Raw genomic sequence first — 16,229 nt, forward strand, 5'->3', positions numbered from 1 at the left:
TTCGGTTCATGCGAACCGAAATCCTATCCGGTATTAGCCCCGGTTTCCCGGAGTTATCCCAGTCTTACAGGCAGGTTATCCACGTGTTACTCACCCGTCCGCCGCTAACCTTTGGGAGCAAGCTCCCAAAGGTCCGCTCGACTTGCATGTATTAGGCACGCCGCCAGCGTTCGTCCTGAGCCAGGATCAAACTCTCCATAAAAGTGTTTGATGTAGCTCTTTAAAAAAATAGAATTAACGTTGACGCTTTTCTTTGTTCAGTTTTCAAGGAACAAGATTCTATTGTAACACACACCTTGGATCGTGTCAATAGATTTTATTATTTTTTGTTCACTGTTCTCAAAACAGCGACCTTTATATATTAACATTCTATTAAGAGAATGTCAACATGTTTTTTATGTTTTGTTGCTGACTTGTTATCAGCGACGATTACTAATATAACAGGGAAGTGCTTGGTTCGTCAACCGTAAATTTAAATTTTAATTATTTATACTTTTTCGAACGTAAATAAGCTATGTATTCATTTTTAGGAGCTATTCTTTGCAGCATTAAAAACAGGATTTTATACCTTTCCTCCATCGATCTTTTCACCACATTACTAATTCGCTCATCCTCTAAATCAAATAAAATCTCATCCATCTCTTTCTTTATTAAATATTGAAGTTCTTTTTGCTCTTGGGAACTTAACAACATTCCAAACAAATGTATTCCCCCTAACGATACAAATACACATATAGAATTTTATAAATACATCGTATTTTAACCTCAAATTGCATAGAGGTGTATTTTAGTTATTTCCAATGTTTTGATATTTATCACATATCGTTGGAATTTATTGGGCGAATCATCGATTACTGGGGTATTTCCTCATTAACTTGGGCGCTTTCATTGAACCATGCCCTTTATTCATCTCTAACTTTGTCCAAAAATTGGACATAAACCTAAAGTCAAAGCATATGTTGAATAGTAGATGTCAACGAGGGGTGGAAATTCGATTATGGGATTTATCTATGTTTTAAATGGAAAGCGTCTTAAAAATGTACTCCTGATCATTTTTACTGCTCTATTTACGGCATGGTTCTTGTTTGTACAAAATTACGTACAAGTCCCAGTATTTTCAACAGATAAGGGTCCGAAAGCTTTCTATAGGGGTGACCAGGGTGTAGTTTTAAGCTTTAATATAGGCTGGGGAGATGAAAAAGCAGGTCCTATTCTGGACACATTAGAAAAGCAGGAAGTAAAAAATGCTACTTTTTTTCTCTCGGGTGCCTGGGCCGAACGTCATCCGGATTTGGTTGAACGCATTATCAAAAATGGATATGAAATTGGGATTCTAGGGTATAATTACAAGGATTATTCGGAGATAAAAGATGAAGAAATACGCAAGGATGTCAATTATGCGTTAACTGCTTTCAAAAAGCTTGGAATCAAAAAAGTAGAATTTGCCCGTGCACCAACTGGACATTTTGACGAAAGGTTTCTAAAAATTGCGGATCAGTATGGCTTGGATGTGGTCCATTGGAGCGTGGATTCAAAAGATTGGACTAATCCGGGCAAAGACGCGATTGTCGCGAATGTTTCGAAAGCCAAAAAGGGAGATATCATTCTTTTGCATGCTTCTGATTCCGCTAAGCAAACTGCGGTTGCCCTCCCTCTTATCATAAGTTTTCTAAAAGATAAGGACCTAGAGATTATCCCGCTTTCACAAATGATCTCTGATGCAGAGCCAAAATCAAATGAAGTTAAATAAAGTTAATACAATAGCAAAAGGCCGTCTATAGGCGAATCTTTACCATACAGGTAAGGATCCGCTGATGACAGCCTTTTTTATTATTTTTTTACAGATTGCGTAACTGATGTACCTTTTCTGCTTCTACGTGCTTCTCTTTCTTCTTCAGAGCGTTTCAAATAGTAAGGTAATCTTAATAACTGATACGTATTACATACTAATAGGGAAAACATCATAAAATAAATCCAACTCTCATCGCCTACACGCAATACAGCGAGTAACTCAATCGTTGTTGCAGCTACGATAAAGAATAGGGCCGAGATGAAAGTATCATTGTCAGTTTGCTTTGCCTTTATAAAGGCTACCAATAGCCCGTATGCGAGGAGAAGCACGGCTACTATCCAAAAATCGAAATAAATGAGATCAAAAATAACGACTGCAATTAATATAATTTGAACTGTATTCCAAAGCCGTAAGGACTTAAAAATACCTAATCCGAACCTATGAATGGTTAGATAAGAGAAGAAGCCCATTTGGCTAATGACACTATAAATTAAGCCAATACCGAATAACCAAACAGAAGACCAGAGGATTTCGGTGAAATTAAAGGGAGAAAACATCCAGGCGAAATCAGTCCAGCGTGCAGCAAAACCTGAAACAATTCCGGCAATTCCCCCTGCCAATAAGGTTGTTAAAAATAATCGTACCCAATTACGACTTGTCACAATATAGGCCTCCGTTCCGAAAATATCACTACCTGATTGTACCAAAGGAGAGCTTAAAAAATCCACAAGTTACACTGCATAAAAAATGAACATTGTTTTACATTAATAACTAGATGGTCTTCTACTATGAATTGATAATTACTTAAGTAGAATAGATAAATGGCTGTATAAAAAGGGAGGCGGTCATCATGAAGAAAATATGGGGTATTATTGCTGGCGTTAGCTGTCTGTTATTACTATCCAGCTGTGGCGGTCAAGGTGCCAATACTGGTCAAATGGACTATGAAGAGACAAAAAGAATGATGGTCGACATTCTTAAATCAGATGAAGGCAAAAAAGCCTTTGAAGAAATTATGACAGATGAAAAAATGCAGGCTCAGCTAGTAATGGATCAAAAGGTTGTTTCACAAACAATCGAAGAGAATTTAACCTCTGATAAAGGCATGGAATTTTGGAAGAACGCCTTTGCTGATCCAAAATTTGCTGAGGCTGTGGCTAAATCAATGCAAAAAGAACATGAAAACCTTTTAAAAGATTTAATGAAGGACCCTGAGTACCGATCAATGATGATTGAAGTAATGAAGGATCCCGAACTTGCCAAAGCAACTGAAGACTTGTTAAAAAGCCAAGCGTTCAGACAACATTTGCAAACCGTTGTCATCGATACATTTGAAAGTCCATTATTTAAAGCCAAACTGCAAGACGTTTTATTAAAAGCGGCTGAAGAAATGGGAGCTGGCCAACAACAGCAAGGCGGTGAGGGCGACCAAGGCGGCGGCCAAGAGGCTGGCGGTGGCGGCGCTGGTGGCGGCGGTGGCGGCGGTTCTTAACCGTTATCCACTGTCTAACCGTAGTACGCACCACATTTAATAAGAATGAAAAAGGCCATTCAAAAGAAGGCCTTTTTCGTTTTTATTTTTCTAATTGATTGACTAGTTTTTCAGCAATTTCTAAATAAATCTTTCCTAACCTTTCATCTTCCTCGTACACGGATGGAGCAAATTCTTCTTTATTCCAATCCGGCTGTTCCAAAGGAAGCTGTCCGAGTAATGGCGCGCGGAGCTCTTCTGCCAATTTTTCGCCTCCGCCTTTTCCGAATACATATTCTTTCTCGCCAGTTACTTTACTTTCAAAGTACGACATGTTTTCAATAACCCCAATAATTTCATGTTCGGTCCGTAATGCCATCGCACCCGCGCGAGCCGCTACAAATGCAGCAGTTGGGTGAGGGGTCGTCACAATGATTTCTTTACAGGATGGCAGCATCGTATGCACGTCGAGTGCAACATCTCCTGTACCTGGAGGTAAATCTAGCAGCAAGTAATCCAGCTCTCCCCATTCCACTTCAGAAAAGAAGCTATTTAACATTTTCCCAAGCATTGGTCCCCGCCAAATGACCGGAGCATTGTCCTCAACAAAGAAAGCCATTGAAATGACTTTTACGCCGAAACGATCCACAGGAATAATCTTATCGCCTCTCACTTGAGGACGATTTGGAATCCCCATCATATCGGGCACACTAAATCCGTATATATCTGCATCAATAATACCCACTTTTTTACCTAATCGGGCTAAAGCAATGGCAAGGTTAACAGATACAGTGGATTTTCCGACCCCGCCTTTACCGCTTGCAATAGCAATAAACGTAGTGTCACTATTCAATAAAGAGGTCCCGCTCCCAGCTCCCTTAAGCTGCCCTCTAAATTTTTCAAGAACTTCTTCTGGCAATTCCGTAAATCGTAATCCGACTGATTCTGCTCCCGAGCGTTTTAAAACGTCCACTATTTTGGTTTGCAGTTGTAATTGTTCAGATGTTCCTGTTTTGGCAATTGCAATTTTCAAACTAACGTGGTTTTTTTCTTCCTTAATTTTTATTTCTGTAATACCTTCTGTTTCCCGCAATGATTTATTTAAGAAAGGATCTTTTAATTCTTGCACCAGAGCCCGTACTTTTTCTTCTGTTAACACATCTGACCCACCTTTATTATGTATTCGTTTCCATCTATTCACATTATAACATAGCTCTCACGTTTATTCTCTTATCCTGTTTGGTTGAATAGAAAAACCCGCCACTTTACAGCGAGTTTATTCTTCTTCAGACTCATCATATTTCTCTTCCGAAAAATATCGGAGGATTCCTTTATAAATAGAAGCTGCCAGCATCTCCTGATATGCCTCATTTTGAAGATTTCCCCGCTCGACTGCGTTAGATAAAAATCCTACTTCAACAAGCACCCCAGGTTTTTCTGCATGTTTAATCAGAAAGACATTATTAATTTCCTTTGCTTTCCTCGTCGTATTTTCAAGATTGCGGGTCAGCTCACTCTGAATAAATTTAGCAGCTTGCTCATTTTCTTTGAAGCGCGGGCTATAAAAGGTTTGTGCGCCAGACCATCTGGAGGAAGGGAATGCATTTAAATGAATGCTTAGAAAGAACTCCGCTTCAGACTCATTTATCAATGCCAATCTTTTATGAAGGTCTTCTGTTTTTCGTCTGCTATATCCTTTCGTATCGGGATCGGCTAAATCAACATCTGCCTCTCTCGTCATCAAAACAAGTGCTCCCTGCTGCTGAAGAAAATCCCTTAGTTTTAAGGCTATATTTAGTGCAATATCTTTTTCCACTACATTCTCTTTACTTGCACCTGGATCCACTCCCCCATGCCCCGGGTCCAAATATATAATTTTCCCAGTCAAAGGTAAGTTCCAGGAATCCCATGATTCATCATTTTTGATATCAAATTGGATAATGAAAAAAAGCACCACAATTCCTAACGAAAAAATAAACCACTTTGCATTATTTCTCACGTTCGCTCCCCCTCTAGTCCATCATATGGGACAAGGGGGAGGATTAGAACTTATTTACATTTCAGTTTTAATTTATATCTTTTAACAGCTTTTAAAAATCCGTCCATCCAAAAGACATGGACAAATTGTTCGCATTGTAAATAGAGAGATTCTTGAATCATTGATTTATTTTCAAAAAATCCTTCCAGTTCAATATAGTGAAAAAGAGTATCAATCAGGAACTTTTCTTCCTCATAGCAGCGTTTTTTTACCTGTTCGACCGTCTCGCCGAAGTAACCGAATTTACCATAACGGCCCCCAAGTAAATACGCCTCTATCGCTATATCCTGACAGCACTCTTCTAGCTGATATATTGGAATGTAACGGTTGGATTCAATTCCTTTTATAAAACATTCTAATGTTTTCTTTTTTAACCACTCTATTGAAAGCTCTCTAAGTAAGCTTCTTTCTAATGAAATTTCCTTTTCTCGCTGCTTTTGCATAAAGCTGTGGATTACAGTCATTCTGACCACCTCATGGATAGTCTTCATCGTTTTATAGTGACTCATACCGATTTTTAAGGTACGAAATAACTCACCATTACAGATGATTTCTTCCATGTATAATAAGGTTTTTTAATAGTGCCGTGTTCTATTGTATAACTTCGGAAAAGAGCAGATGACGGTGATAAAATAACCCTTTAACCAATACGAAAATTGGCTTACTCTTTATTTTTCAATTAACTGGGTCATGGAGCTCTGTCTTATTCGGAAAGCTGACTGGACGATTTTCGCGCCCATGCTTTATTCATTTGTTCAATTATTTTATTAGGTACTGGCGCGCCCAGAAGGCAAACAAAAAAAGTACCTGCATTAGGTACTTTTCTCAAAAAGCTTCATTTTAAAGAGATGCCACACATACACTATAGCCAATGATCAGGAGTCCTTAAATAATCAGGTAAAACCGTATTTCGGTTTCCCTTCGCCGCATTCACTTGTGCCTGGGTGAGAAAAATACTTCCTGTGAGATTTGCACCGCTTAAATTAGCATCTCTCAAATCGGCTCCAATGAGATCAATCCACCTCATATCTGCATCTCTAAGATCAGCAGCTATTAACAATGAACCTCTCAAGTCCGCGCCTCGTAGGTCGGCTCCTCTTAAACGGGCCCCAATCCAATCCATCCCTCGTTTCAATTTCTTTTTCGATCTGTTTGCAACTTTAGCCCTGACCAGTTCACTCGTTTGCAAAAGCAAGTTACTTATTTGAGCTCTATGCGCGGAAATATCTAATGCCAGAATAGATGGTGGGCTTAGATTAGTTAGATGTTCAGTCTGTTCAAAAGCCTCTCGTACCATTTGTAAGATAGGCTGGGCTTCCTCTAACTGAAGAGCTTGATTTAAATAATAGAGCATTTCGTGGAGCTGCTGGACAATCGGAAACACTTTAAACATTTCATCGCTTATATTAGGGTGTTCTCGCCAATCGTTCCCTTTAAAGGTAACTTGAGATACCTTTTGTCCTGCACCAAAGCACTCGTACACAGCACAGCCCCGAAACCCTTTGCTTCTAAGATCTTGATGAATATTACAGCGATAGTCAGCTTGTAAATGCCGGCATGGATTGCCGCTATCTTTATCAAATGCAAAATCAGCCGACTTAGCAAAAGGCAGCGCAACACAGCATAAACCGAAGCAATTTTTGCAGTCAGCAAGTAAATCCTGTTTTCTTTTATTTTTGTTTTCTAATGGAACTGACACCTGTGCGCACTTCCCTTTAATGAATGTATAGCATTAAATTATTTGTTAATTATCTTAACATAAATATCCAATAGCTTTGGTAAAAATCAATGAAAAATATAAGGAATCAAGGAAATATTAGCTTTCAACTATCTCGGAATAATTTATTCCATCCAAACTCACACTAACAGTAGTGTTATTAAAATGACACTAAAAACTAATGTGGAGGGATAGATATTGGATATTCTGATGCGTTTCCTTTCAAACCTATTGCATTTAGCTATTAGAGCTGAATTCTTTATTAAACGAATAAGCTACCGGTTAAATAAACTGTTAGGGATTCCATCTTTAGCTTAATCGTTGAATATTCAATTCATCTTATCGATTTCCGCATTGTCTGTAAAAGGGTAAGCATTTTTATATGCTTGCCTTTTTTGTTTCTATTCTGATTCTGTCCTTTATCTCCTATGTTTTGTTTCACTCTTCTAGTTCGATAGACCAAATAAAAAATACCACGGCCAATATAAACCGTGGTAGATCGTTCAAAATGGACTAAATAAGGCATCCTAACCAAAACATTTGTCTATTGTTTTTTGCTCAAATTTTCTTGAGCCATCCTTACAAGTTCCTTCACCATACTGCCGCCTAGTCTGCCGCCAACTTTACCAGCCTGTTCAGAAGACAATTTTCCATTGTATCCTTCTTTTAGAGGGACTCCAGCCTCTGCGGCAGCTTCAAATTTCGCTTGTTCAGGATTACTCGTTCCAGCTACTTTTGCCTTTAACTGATCAAGGCCTTGACGAGCTTCAGGAACTAAGATTTTATTTCTATTTTTTCTTGCCATTAAGCTCCCTCCTCTTTTTTAAATTGTCCAGAAAGAGGGTAAAACATGTTTCATTTTTTCGAGGAGAAGATTTTATGTATTAGGTTCTTTCCAGCCTGCATTCTTGAGGTGGGACTTCAATAAATCCCTCGATACTTGGCTGCCTCATTGCTCCGCCTTCCGTCCATTCGGCAAATTTAATCTTTACCGTCTTTTCTGGGCGTACCCACGTGGCATGTGCATGGCGCTCAGGTTTCTTCTTAAAAGGGTGATGATTGGTCGCAATTTCTTTTAATTCCTTAGTCAGATGTTTCCAGTCATTTCGAGTCATTTTCCCTGTCCCTGTGTGGCCGACATAATGGAGTCCTCCTGCGGAATCATAGAGGCCAAGCAGGATAGAATTTACGGTATCATGTGCCAGTGTAAAGCCTCCGATGACAGCGATTTTATCTCGATAATTTTTAACTTTGAGCCAGTCATCCCTTTTTTTTCCGATCGTATAGGGGGAACTGGTTCGTTTCATAACTATGCCTTCCATCCCTTGATCCTTAATTGCATTAAATAGGGCTTCTGCCTCAGTTACAGAAGGGACGAACTGAATATGTTCGTTAGGTGTGATTATATCTGCGAGTATTTCATTTCTTACATCGAGCGGTCTGTTATGAATCCAGTCTCCATTTAAGTATAGAACATCAAAAATCATATAGATGATTGGTACAGATTCTGCAATCATTTTTAAGCGCTCCAATTTCCTCAAGCCATCCCGTCTCATTACCTGTTGGAAGGAGGGTTTTCCATTATCCCCCAAAGAAATGACTTCGCCATCTAAAATAACGGAATGGCTGCTGCGGTATGCACTAATGTTTGTGATTTCCGGATAATGCAGAGTTCGTTCATTCTTTTTTCGGTTAAAAAGGCGGACTTCTTGATGATTCGCATAGGTGAGGACTCTCACCCCATCCCATTTAACTTGGGCGATCCAGTCCTCCCCAGTTGGAATAGTATCACTGCTCACTGGTTCCATTGGAAAAATAGGTTCCAGATTGATCACTCCTATTTTAAGATGATACATAGTTTGAACGAAAACCACTGAAAATATATAGAAAAACAGGAGGTCTTTCTAGTGGAAGAATTAGTGGTGGACGACAGAAAACTCCAGATTACCCACCCGGACAAAATGATATGGGAAGATCAAAACATCAAAAAAATCGACTATATTCACTATTTGCTGGATGTTGCCCCCTATCTAATTGAGCATACCAAAGAAAGATTATTAATGATTTGGATCTATCCTCACGGAATAAATGGCAAAAAAATCGAAAAAAGGTCGGTTCCAAAGACTGCGCCAGAATGGGTTAGCCATACTTTCTATAAAAAGAAGGAGAGGATACTTTTAAATGATCGGGCGACACTGGTTTGGGCAGCAAACTACGGAGCAATCGAATTTCATGTTCCATTTGATCGTCACGATAAACCGGATTATCCTCAGGAAATGGTATTCGATTTAGACCCACCTGATAAAAATAGCTTTAATATGGTATTAGAGGTTTCAATGAAACTGAAGGAGCTTCTTGAATCACTCGGTCTTATCTCTGTTCCGCGAACGTCCGGTTCTTCGGGCATGCAAATATTTGTTCCGATTCAGTCAAATTATACATTTGAAGAAACAAGAAAAATCAATACCTTTATTGCTCATTATATGGCGGAACAAATGCCGCAGCAGATCACCCTTGAACGAGTAGTGGAAAAAAGAGGCAATAAGCTATATTTTGATTACCTGCAGCTATGGAAAGGAAGGACGATGCCAGCTGTATACTCGGCAAGAGCGAATCCGAAAGCAACCGTTGCTGCTCCGCTCACCTGGGCAGAAGTAGAAGCGGGTGTAAATCCTGAGGACTTTACCATTTTCAATATAATGAAAAGGATACAAGAAAAGAGAGATTTGTTTCAGACGGTTACCACAGAAAAACTCGAACAGTCACTTGACGAGATTCTTAGATTTATTAAAAAAACCAAGTTTAACTAAAAACAGAGTACAGCTACATGGGATCAAAAGTACTTTTTAAATAATAAAAGACCCTCCGCCATAGGTCTGAGAGCCTTTTAATGCAGTCCTTTTGTCCCTTCTAGCTATGCAAACTTCCTTTTAGCCAGGCTCGGGGACGATAGGGACCTACAGGGATTTGGATCAGACTGGTTTTTCCTTTTGAATCGAGCCTGTAAAGTTGATCACATTGGTTCGCATCGAATCCCAGCAGTGGATGGCCCCCCATCCCTAAGGCACAAGACACTAAGAGAATTCTCTGCAAAAGAATACCCGCTTCCATTTGTTGAATACGATACCCTCTATACCCCAATTTTTCTGTAAAATGATTTTTATCTCCAACAATATGGATACAGAGCGGAACTTGATACAAATTCACATTGGGCATTGTTAATCCCAATTGTAACAAGCCCCTGTAATCCCCCTGTGTTATTTTCCTAAGTCCATGTACGTTATTGTCATAGGAGTATGCACCATTTGGCACTCCGTCCACATTATAAAAACTTCCATATAAAGAAACACCAGTTTCAACATTCCCCATTGTGTCGTCAAGGTCATTCTCATACGAGAAGGAACATGTCTCTTTCAATAAAGAGGATAGCTGTGTATCACTCACTTTTCCCATCACGAAGTCGATATCAGGAAAATGCCGCTCCCTGCAAATGGCAGCGAGGTCATACGATTTCCGCTCAGTAAATGGCAGCAGGATCATCTCTGTAGTTGAGGGAATTTTTACACTGCCGCTCTTTCTTGCCCTTACAAATGACTTTGTTGTTTCAAACCTGGATGCTTCCTAAAGTTTGCATACCATCGGATAATCAATGACTTTCTTGGAACGGTTATAGGCAATATGCTTCAATTCCGGCAATTCCCTGCATAATTCAGTAGCTGAAATCGTTTCTTCTCTTTTAGGATTGTTTTGAATACCATGAACTGATAACGGGATAACCGCATATACACTTTCTTCTTGATCTGACAGTCCAAGCAAATGATTGATAGATCTATCAAGAAATTGGTAGCAAACCCTTGCAGAAAACCCCATTTTACCCGCTACTGCTAGCGATTGTCCAATTACAACTCCCGCATCTAATCCTTGAAGCCTGTAGGAAAAATTATTGTATTTATAGAAATTTTTCCAAAACAGCGTCGAGATAAAAACGGTACAAAAACAGTCAGAGATATTGTACCTATTTCCGAGACATCTGGATAAGTAGAAATCGTAATTTCCTTCTCGCAACAATTTCAGTCGGTGGTGTGCCACATCGTAATGGTATATTCCTTCAGGAACGTCCTCCAACTTTACATATACGTATAATTCATTAGGATATAGCCCCCCGCCAGAGGGAACAAATCTGCGCAACGATTGGACGGCTATTTCTTTTGTGTCTTCTAAAGGGGTTTGATTGTACTGGGTAAGGCCGTACACATACCATAAAAAATGGCCAAGCTCATCAAGGCTTGGTTTTACGCAGGCTCTCGGTTCGTTCAACGTTAACGGTACATCAGCAGTTAGTGGTATTTCCTTTAAGCCGCGGTATAGTTTAAAGGTCAGCGGTGCGTCTTCCCAATCCACTTGCCAATTAGGCGGAAAAACTTTATCCGTGTCAAAATGAAGATGGTACAGAAATGTTTCGATGTCCAATCGGTAAGCCTCCTATTCTTCCATTATGGAAACGGATGAGGGTATGGATTCAACTGTTCATATGATAATGGCTCACTTGTAAACCCTAGCTGCATAGGTACCGTAAGTACTCTCTTCAGCCCTTTTACACGAGTAAATTGATGGCCAAATGTCATTGGCAGCATTCCAGGAATTAATACCTTTACGCAAAATAATCCGTTCCGTTTCGTTACAGGTGTTGACTGATCCACCACAATGACCTCAAGGTTTAACTTACGAAACTTCTCTAGAATTTCCTGAAGGTCATCCTTCAAGTCAGCATTCTTCGGTGCAGGCTTAAATTCCTCAGCAAATGTACGTAAAGGGCGATCTTCATCCAATAAGAAACTCAGTCGTTCCTCCGCTTCTTTCAAACCATACAGCATACCATGGTCCTCCATGGTACGAACAGCAAAAGAATCTTTTAGCATCCCTTTATATGTTTGCCGGTTCTCCTCCAACTTTTGATCATCCCGAAACATCATTCCTGCGAGCTCGTAAATGGAGCTTTTTACAGCTCTAACAGGATCAGGATTAGCTCCGGCTGCACAAATTAGGTTTAGACCCTTGGATTTTCTGTTTTTGGCCACTGCCCAAACACTTGGAATTCCATGTTCCATTGTCGAATTATAAAAATATAGGTCATATCCCGTTACCTCGCGAACTCGGTCGACCATTAACTGTAATTCTTTATCATTGTAAATGAACTGAATGCCTTGAAAACGAAGAATCCGGGCAATAAATTGTTTTATCCTCAATTCTAAATAGCAATTATTCCTTTGGATAGACAATTATTGAGATTCCTTTCGTTTTAAAATTAAGCCAAAATATTACTAAAATAAATCTCCTGTAGCTAGGCTCTCCTTTTTCTGTAATAGGATGCTTTTCTAAAACTGACTCAGCTTATCCCTTAAATGAATAATTACATAGTAAATGTAAAAAATATATTTGTTAAAAATAACTAAGGAGATGATACAAATGGCATTAATACCTTATGATCCATTTAGACAATTAACTAACATTAGGAGAGATTTTGACAGATTATTCAATGATTTCCCTTTTCATTTAGACAATGATATGAATCAATTGGGGAATATAAGAGTGGATGTTCATGAAACAGATAAAGAGGTAGTAGCAACTTGTGACATTCCAGGCTTACAGAGTAAAGAAGATGTAAACATTGATATTGAAAATAATGTATTGAGAATTAGTGGCTCAATTAACAGAACTAATGAGATTAAAGAAGAGAATATGCATAGGAGAGAAAGATACACAGGTAGCTTTCACAGAGCTATTACACTACCAACTCCTGTTTCTGAGGAAGGTATAAAGGCTTCTTATAAGAATGGTGTACTAGAAGTTATCATGCCTAAACAAACTCAAACAAATAAAAAGAGAATTGATGTGGATTTCCATTAAAAATGAGCAGTTTGCTACCTGTTATGAAAGAGTTTGGCAGGGATTACTTGCAGGAAATTGCTGAGGAACAACCTGACCTAGTTGATTTGCTAATTTTAAGCTGCCATTTACCTCAGGCAAAGAAAAAAATTATTTTAAATGAGCTGACAAATAATATTAAAAATTCCTACCAGCATTTGAGGTAATGCTTTTCTTTTGTAAGCCCGAACTATAAAAAATAAGCATACCTTAACCGTACGCATCATAAATCACCGTATATCATGATTTTTTTAATCAGATATACGGTGATTTCATTTTATCTGCCACATTCTGCTTGGATCATTTTTGACCAAGGCATATATTGATTTAAAATTTCCGAATGTTGATAGATATCAAGATTCGGAAAATCCGTCAGTAACTTCAAGAGATAACGATAGAAATCCACTCCGTTTGCTTTTGCCGTTTCTGCGATACTTAAACAGATGGCGTTGGCTTTTGCACCAGCTTCACTGACGGAAAAGAGCCAGTTTTTTCTTTTATGTGTTTAAGTCCTAAAAGGAAAAACTGGATTTTTGCAAACACTCCGAAAGGAGCGAAGGCTAGTGCTGTGACTTATAGTATTGTAGAAACAGCCAAAGAAAATGGGCTTAATCCTTATCAATACTTGATGTACATTTTCGAGAAGCTTCCCAATGTAGATGCGAGTAATGAGAACGCCATTGATCGGATTTTTAAAGCCTGATTTTCTACTTCTGTCAAAAATGTCTCGTCATATTCAAATTCCTGTACCTCCGATAAATATCTTATATTTTTTGCTGCTTCAATTCCTCGCCTACGCAAGGCTTTCGATTTTACCAAATCACAATAATAAATGGTATTCGCTGTAGTTGGTACTGAGCCAGCTAATTGAGTAAGATAGGTTACGCCGCCCACATCCTCCAGTATCCCTTTTTGATTTAGTTGTTCGGAAACAGTGACCACATCAATATCTTTATAGCCACCCTTTATACTCTTTAATTCTGGTTTTAATTCTTCCTCTGGAATAAGTAATGATAAGGTTTTGAATAGTTTGTCATCACCTTTGTTGCTTAACTCTGCTGCTAATTTATTTACATACCAATTAGGTGCTCCTGTCGCAATTAATCATATCGGCACATGTTTCAACAGATTTTTCAAAGCGATAAATAAATACAACTTCAATATATCTTTGTCCATCTTTCGAGTACGGCTTAATGACTTCTAATTTTTGAAATAGGCCCGAGATTTACTGGTGTTCCATACAATTATAAATTGTTATACACAACTTCCAGTAGCTTGATAATATTGTCTTGACGTTGAAACAGTTCGTCCTGACGTTGAAATAGTTTGTCAAGAGTTTTCGTTATACTTTGAATGGCATTACCTGTGCCATAAAGTTTATTCTTGAACTCTACAAGCCCTTGCTATATCTTTTCAATTTTATTGTCAATTACATCGGCGTATGCGAGCCATAGTATAAATTCGTACATAAAAGGATTAGATTAGTCATTCCTAGGTCCAGTTTAAAAAATTGGGTATTGCTAGGCCTAGTTTCGTATTGCAAAAAATGTGCTATTGCCGTTTATTATTTTCAGGATAGTATTTAACAACAAGAGTCAAATTGAACAGTTGTTTTTCAGTCTTTTTTCATATCGAGAAACATATACTCAGTAAGAATGACTTTAGAATAGGAGGATCTAAATGACAAACAACAACCTGTTAAGCTTTTATGATCCATATGTTTATCAGACATTAACAACCATTGTTGGTAAAATTGTTACTGTTCAAACCATAAGAGGTAGCGTTCGTGGCTCCTTGAAAAATGTATTGCCAGATCACATTGTTGTCGAATCTAACGGAACTCCCTTTTTTATTCGTACCCAGCAAATTATTTGGGTTTTTCCTGGTTAACAAAAAGGAAGTGGAGGGGAAATAATGTTTAAAAGAATAAATAAATTGGCAATTGAACTTCCTATACCCGCACACGGCGATATGAATGCTGCAGCAGCAGTACAAGAACTCTTGGGTGGCAAGTTTGGGGAGATGTCTACCTTAAATAACTATATGTTTCAGTCTTTTAACTTCAGAAATAAAAAAAAGCTAAAACCATTCTATGAGTTAGTGGCAAGCATTACAGCAGAAGAATTTGGTCATGTAGAACTTGTTTCTAATACGATTAATTTGTTATCGGTAGGTAATACTTTTCCAGGGAATCCGGATATCACTCCACTTCAAAATGGGAAGGATGCGAGAAACACCCACCATTTTATTTCTACAGCTCAAACGGCTATACCAGGTGATTCAATGGGAAGACCTTGGACTGGTGATAATGTTTTTAATAGTGGAAATCTGGTTTTAGATTTAACACATAACTTTTTTCTAGAGATTGGTGCACGTACACATAAAATGAGAGTTTATGAGATGACTGATAACCCAGTTGCTAGAACCATGATTGGGTATTTACTTGTTCGTGGAGGAACACATATCCTCGCCTATGCGAAAGCAATCGAAATTGCTACAGGGGTAGACTTGACGAAAATGCTTCCAGTTCCAAATCTTGATAACTCAAAATTTGATTATGCCAGACCGTTCATAGAAAAAGGCTTAAGCAATGTGCTATTCACATGGAGCGAAACAGAATACAGGGATATCGGAATGATTTGGAAAGGAACAAATCCGGAAAATGGGCAACCGCTTGAAGTGAAAATTGGTACTCCTGAAGGCGGACCAATTCCAAACTTAGAGGAGTTACCTGAAGAATTTGCTCCTGGTATTACTAGGGACGATTATGAATTAATCAAAAAACGTCTAATGGAAAATTTATAATAGATTTTTTGTAGGAAAGTTTTTCAACGACCTGGAGGATTTGAAGCAACTATAAGAGGATATTTTTACCAAGCAGCTAGAGAAACAGAAATTAGGTTAGCAAGGAGACTAATTAAAGGAGAACGATTTCATCCATTACTTCCTTTGAGGTAATGCTTTTCTTTTGTAAGCCCGAACTATAAAAAATAAGCATACCTTAACCGTACGCATCATAAATCACCGTATATCATGATTTTTTTAATCAGATATACGGTGATTTCATTTTATCTGCCACATTCTGCTTGGATCATTTTTGACCAAGGCATATATTGATTTAAAATTTCCGAATGTTGATAGATATCAAGATTCGGAAAATCCGTCAGTAACTTCAAGAGATAACGATAGAAATCCACTCCGTTTGCTTTTGCCGTTTCTGCGATACTTAAACAGATGGCGTTGGCTTTTGCACCAGCTTCACTGACGGAAAAGAGCCAGTTTTTTC

General features: G+C 38.5%; 16 protein-coding genes, 1 rRNA gene and 6 pseudogenes. 9 read left to right on the forward strand and 14 right to left on the reverse strand.

Annotated elements, in window-relative coordinates:
- Both MLE14_RS20265 and MLE14_RS20270 read right to left on the reverse strand, forming a co-directional pair.
- A 16S ribosomal RNA gene (locus MLE14_RS20265) occupies positions 1–202 on the reverse strand; the annotation flags it as partial.
- Positions 203–483: 281 nt separating this feature from the next.
- Complete coding sequence (locus MLE14_RS20270) at positions 484–693, reverse strand: hypothetical protein (RefSeq protein WP_313897615.1); 210 nt, start codon at positions 691–693, stop codon at positions 484–486.
- 304 nt (positions 694–997) lie between these two features.
- Between MLE14_RS20270 and MLE14_RS20275 the strand changes: the two genes are divergently transcribed.
- Entirely contained in the window at positions 998–1,750 is a 753-nt protein-coding gene (locus MLE14_RS20275; protein WP_243300244.1) for a polysaccharide deacetylase family protein, read from the forward strand.
- Between the two features lie 80 nt (positions 1,751–1,830).
- On the opposite strand, the gene MLE14_RS20280 is transcribed toward MLE14_RS20275, so the two are convergent.
- Positions 1,831–2,454 carry a KinB-signaling pathway activation protein gene (locus MLE14_RS20280; protein ID WP_243300245.1) on the reverse strand — a complete coding sequence of 208 codons (624 nt, stop codon included), beginning with the start codon at positions 2,452–2,454 and terminating at the stop codon, positions 1,831–1,833.
- Positions 2,455–2,642: 188 nt separating this feature from the next.
- Between MLE14_RS20280 and gerD the strand changes: the two genes are divergently transcribed.
- Entirely contained in the window at positions 2,643–3,284 is a 642-nt protein-coding gene (gene gerD, locus MLE14_RS20285; RefSeq protein ID WP_243300246.1) for a spore germination lipoprotein GerD, read from the forward strand.
- A gap of 82 nt (positions 3,285–3,366) precedes the next feature.
- Here gerD and MLE14_RS20290 read toward each other — a convergent pair whose 3' ends face one another.
- From MLE14_RS20290 to ligD (MLE14_RS20315), 6 genes are all read right to left on the reverse strand, one after another.
- Positions 3,367–4,422: an Mrp/NBP35 family ATP-binding protein gene (locus MLE14_RS20290; protein WP_243300247.1), complete on the reverse strand. Its 1,056-nt coding sequence runs from the start codon at positions 4,420–4,422 to the stop codon at positions 3,367–3,369.
- A gap of 117 nt (positions 4,423–4,539) precedes the next feature.
- A complete protein-coding gene (gene cwlD / locus MLE14_RS20295; protein WP_243300248.1) occupies positions 4,540–5,262 on the reverse strand; it encodes an N-acetylmuramoyl-L-alanine amidase CwlD in 723 nt (240 codons plus the stop codon).
- A gap of 50 nt (positions 5,263–5,312) precedes the next feature.
- Positions 5,313–5,765 (reverse strand): DUF2521 family protein, encoded by a 453-nt coding sequence (locus tag MLE14_RS20300; RefSeq protein ID WP_243300249.1) that lies wholly within the window; start codon positions 5,763–5,765, stop codon positions 5,313–5,315.
- A 398-nt stretch (positions 5,766–6,163) separates the two neighbouring features.
- On the reverse strand, positions 6,164–7,000 hold the full coding sequence (locus MLE14_RS20305; protein ID WP_243300250.1) for a pentapeptide repeat-containing protein: 837 nt from the start codon (positions 6,998–7,000) through the stop codon (positions 6,164–6,166).
- 562 nt (positions 7,001–7,562) lie between these two features.
- The gene (locus MLE14_RS20310; protein ID WP_243300251.1) at positions 7,563–7,823 is read right to left on the reverse strand and encodes an alpha/beta-type small acid-soluble spore protein; all 261 of its coding nucleotides are present in this window, start codon (positions 7,821–7,823) and stop codon (positions 7,563–7,565) included.
- A 79-nt stretch (positions 7,824–7,902) separates the two neighbouring features.
- Positions 7,903–8,874, reverse strand: coding sequence for a non-homologous end-joining DNA ligase (gene ligD, locus MLE14_RS20315; protein WP_243300252.1), 972 nt, complete (start codon positions 8,872–8,874; stop codon positions 7,903–7,905).
- A 51-nt stretch (positions 8,875–8,925) separates the two neighbouring features.
- Between ligD (MLE14_RS20315) and ligD (MLE14_RS20320) the strand changes: the two genes are divergently transcribed.
- Positions 8,926–9,828, forward strand: a complete 903-nt coding sequence (ligD, locus tag MLE14_RS20320; protein WP_243300253.1) for a non-homologous end-joining DNA ligase — start codon at positions 8,926–8,928, stop codon at positions 9,826–9,828.
- A 100-nt stretch (positions 9,829–9,928) separates the two neighbouring features.
- On the opposite strand, the pseudogene MLE14_RS20325 reads toward ligD (MLE14_RS20320), so the two are convergent.
- Positions 9,929–11,488 (reverse strand): annotated as a pseudogene (locus MLE14_RS20325) (SagB family peptide dehydrogenase).
- Positions 11,489–11,511: 23 nt separating this feature from the next.
- A pseudogene (locus tag MLE14_RS20330) lies at positions 11,512–12,204 on the reverse strand (YcaO-like family protein); the annotation flags it as partial.
- A 280-nt stretch (positions 12,205–12,484) separates the two neighbouring features.
- Between MLE14_RS20330 and MLE14_RS20335 the strand changes: the two are divergent.
- Both MLE14_RS20335 and MLE14_RS20340 read left to right on the forward strand, forming a co-directional pair.
- Positions 12,485–12,925: an Hsp20/alpha crystallin family protein gene (locus tag MLE14_RS20335; RefSeq protein WP_150917682.1), complete on the forward strand. Its 441-nt coding sequence runs from the start codon at positions 12,485–12,487 to the stop codon at positions 12,923–12,925.
- Positions 12,926–12,927: 2 nt separating this feature from the next.
- Complete coding sequence (locus MLE14_RS20340; protein WP_041844988.1) at positions 12,928–13,110, forward strand: hypothetical protein; 183 nt, start codon at positions 12,928–12,930, stop codon at positions 13,108–13,110.
- 110 nt (positions 13,111–13,220) lie between these two features.
- Here the strand turns inward: MLE14_RS20340 and MLE14_RS22860 are convergent.
- Positions 13,221–13,439, reverse strand: a pseudogene (locus tag MLE14_RS22860) (IS66 family transposase); the annotation flags it as partial.
- Positions 13,440–13,460: 21 nt separating this feature from the next.
- Here MLE14_RS22860 and MLE14_RS20350 point away from each other — a divergent pair.
- A pseudogene (locus tag MLE14_RS20350) lies at positions 13,461–13,646 on the forward strand (transposase domain-containing protein); the annotation flags it as partial.
- On the opposite strand, the gene MLE14_RS20355 reads toward MLE14_RS20350, so the two are convergent.
- Positions 13,562–13,885, reverse strand: coding sequence for a DnaB-like helicase N-terminal domain-containing protein (locus MLE14_RS20355; protein ID WP_076315514.1), 324 nt, complete (start codon positions 13,883–13,885; stop codon positions 13,562–13,564). The pseudogene MLE14_RS20350 and the gene MLE14_RS20355 sit on opposite strands and share 85 nt — an antisense overlap.
- A gap of 738 nt (positions 13,886–14,623) precedes the next feature.
- On the opposite strand from MLE14_RS20355, the gene MLE14_RS20360 reads away from it, so the two are divergent.
- The 3 genes and pseudogenes from MLE14_RS20360 to MLE14_RS20370 all read left to right on the forward strand — a co-directional run.
- Complete coding sequence (locus MLE14_RS20360; protein WP_031538343.1) at positions 14,624–14,833, forward strand: YuzF family protein; 210 nt, start codon at positions 14,624–14,626, stop codon at positions 14,831–14,833.
- A gap of 24 nt (positions 14,834–14,857) precedes the next feature.
- Positions 14,858–15,748, forward strand: a complete 891-nt coding sequence (locus MLE14_RS20365) for a manganese catalase family protein (RefSeq protein ID WP_031538344.1) — start codon at positions 14,858–14,860, stop codon at positions 15,746–15,748.
- A gap of 18 nt (positions 15,749–15,766) precedes the next feature.
- A pseudogene (locus MLE14_RS20370) lies at positions 15,767–15,883 on the forward strand (cell wall hydrolase); the annotation flags it as partial.
- 128 nt (positions 15,884–16,011) lie between these two features.
- Here MLE14_RS20370 and MLE14_RS20375 read toward each other — a convergent pair.
- Positions 16,012–16,229: pseudogene (locus tag MLE14_RS20375) on the reverse strand (transposase domain-containing protein); the annotation flags it as partial.

Source organism: Bacillus litorisediminis (genome assembly GCF_022808645.1).
In the GTDB taxonomy this organism is placed as follows: Bacteria; Bacillota; Bacilli; order Bacillales; family JC228; genus Bacillus_BF; species Bacillus_BF litorisediminis.

Excerpts from the sequence above, each read along its gene's own strand:
- MLE14_RS20270 (WP_313897615.1), bottom strand. The coding sequence starts at position 693 with ATGTTGTTAAGTTCCCAAGAGCAAAAAGAACTTCAATATTTAATAAAG.
- MLE14_RS20275 (WP_243300244.1), top strand. The coding sequence starts at position 998 with ATGGGATTTATCTATGTTTTAAATGGAAAGCGTCTTAAAAATGTACTC.
- gerD (WP_243300246.1), top strand. The coding sequence starts at position 2,643 with ATGAAGAAAATATGGGGTATTATTGCTGGCGTTAGCTGTCTGTTATTA.
- MLE14_RS20300 (WP_243300249.1), bottom strand. The coding sequence starts at position 5,765 with ATGACTGTAATCCACAGCTTTATGCAAAAGCAGCGAGAAAAGGAAATT.
- MLE14_RS20310 (WP_243300251.1), bottom strand. The coding sequence starts at position 7,823 with ATGGCAAGAAAAAATAGAAATAAAATCTTAGTTCCTGAAGCTCGTCAA.
- ligD (WP_243300252.1), bottom strand. The coding sequence starts at position 8,874 with ATGTATCATCTTAAAATAGGAGTGATCAATCTGGAACCTATTTTTCCA.
- MLE14_RS20335 (WP_150917682.1), top strand. The coding sequence starts at position 12,485 with ATGGCATTAATACCTTATGATCCATTTAGACAATTAACTAACATTAGG.
- MLE14_RS20340 (WP_041844988.1), top strand. The coding sequence starts at position 12,928 with ATGAGCAGTTTGCTACCTGTTATGAAAGAGTTTGGCAGGGATTACTTG.
- MLE14_RS20360 (WP_031538343.1), top strand. The coding sequence starts at position 14,624 with ATGACAAACAACAACCTGTTAAGCTTTTATGATCCATATGTTTATCAG.
- MLE14_RS20365 (WP_031538344.1), top strand. The coding sequence starts at position 14,858 with ATGTTTAAAAGAATAAATAAATTGGCAATTGAACTTCCTATACCCGCA.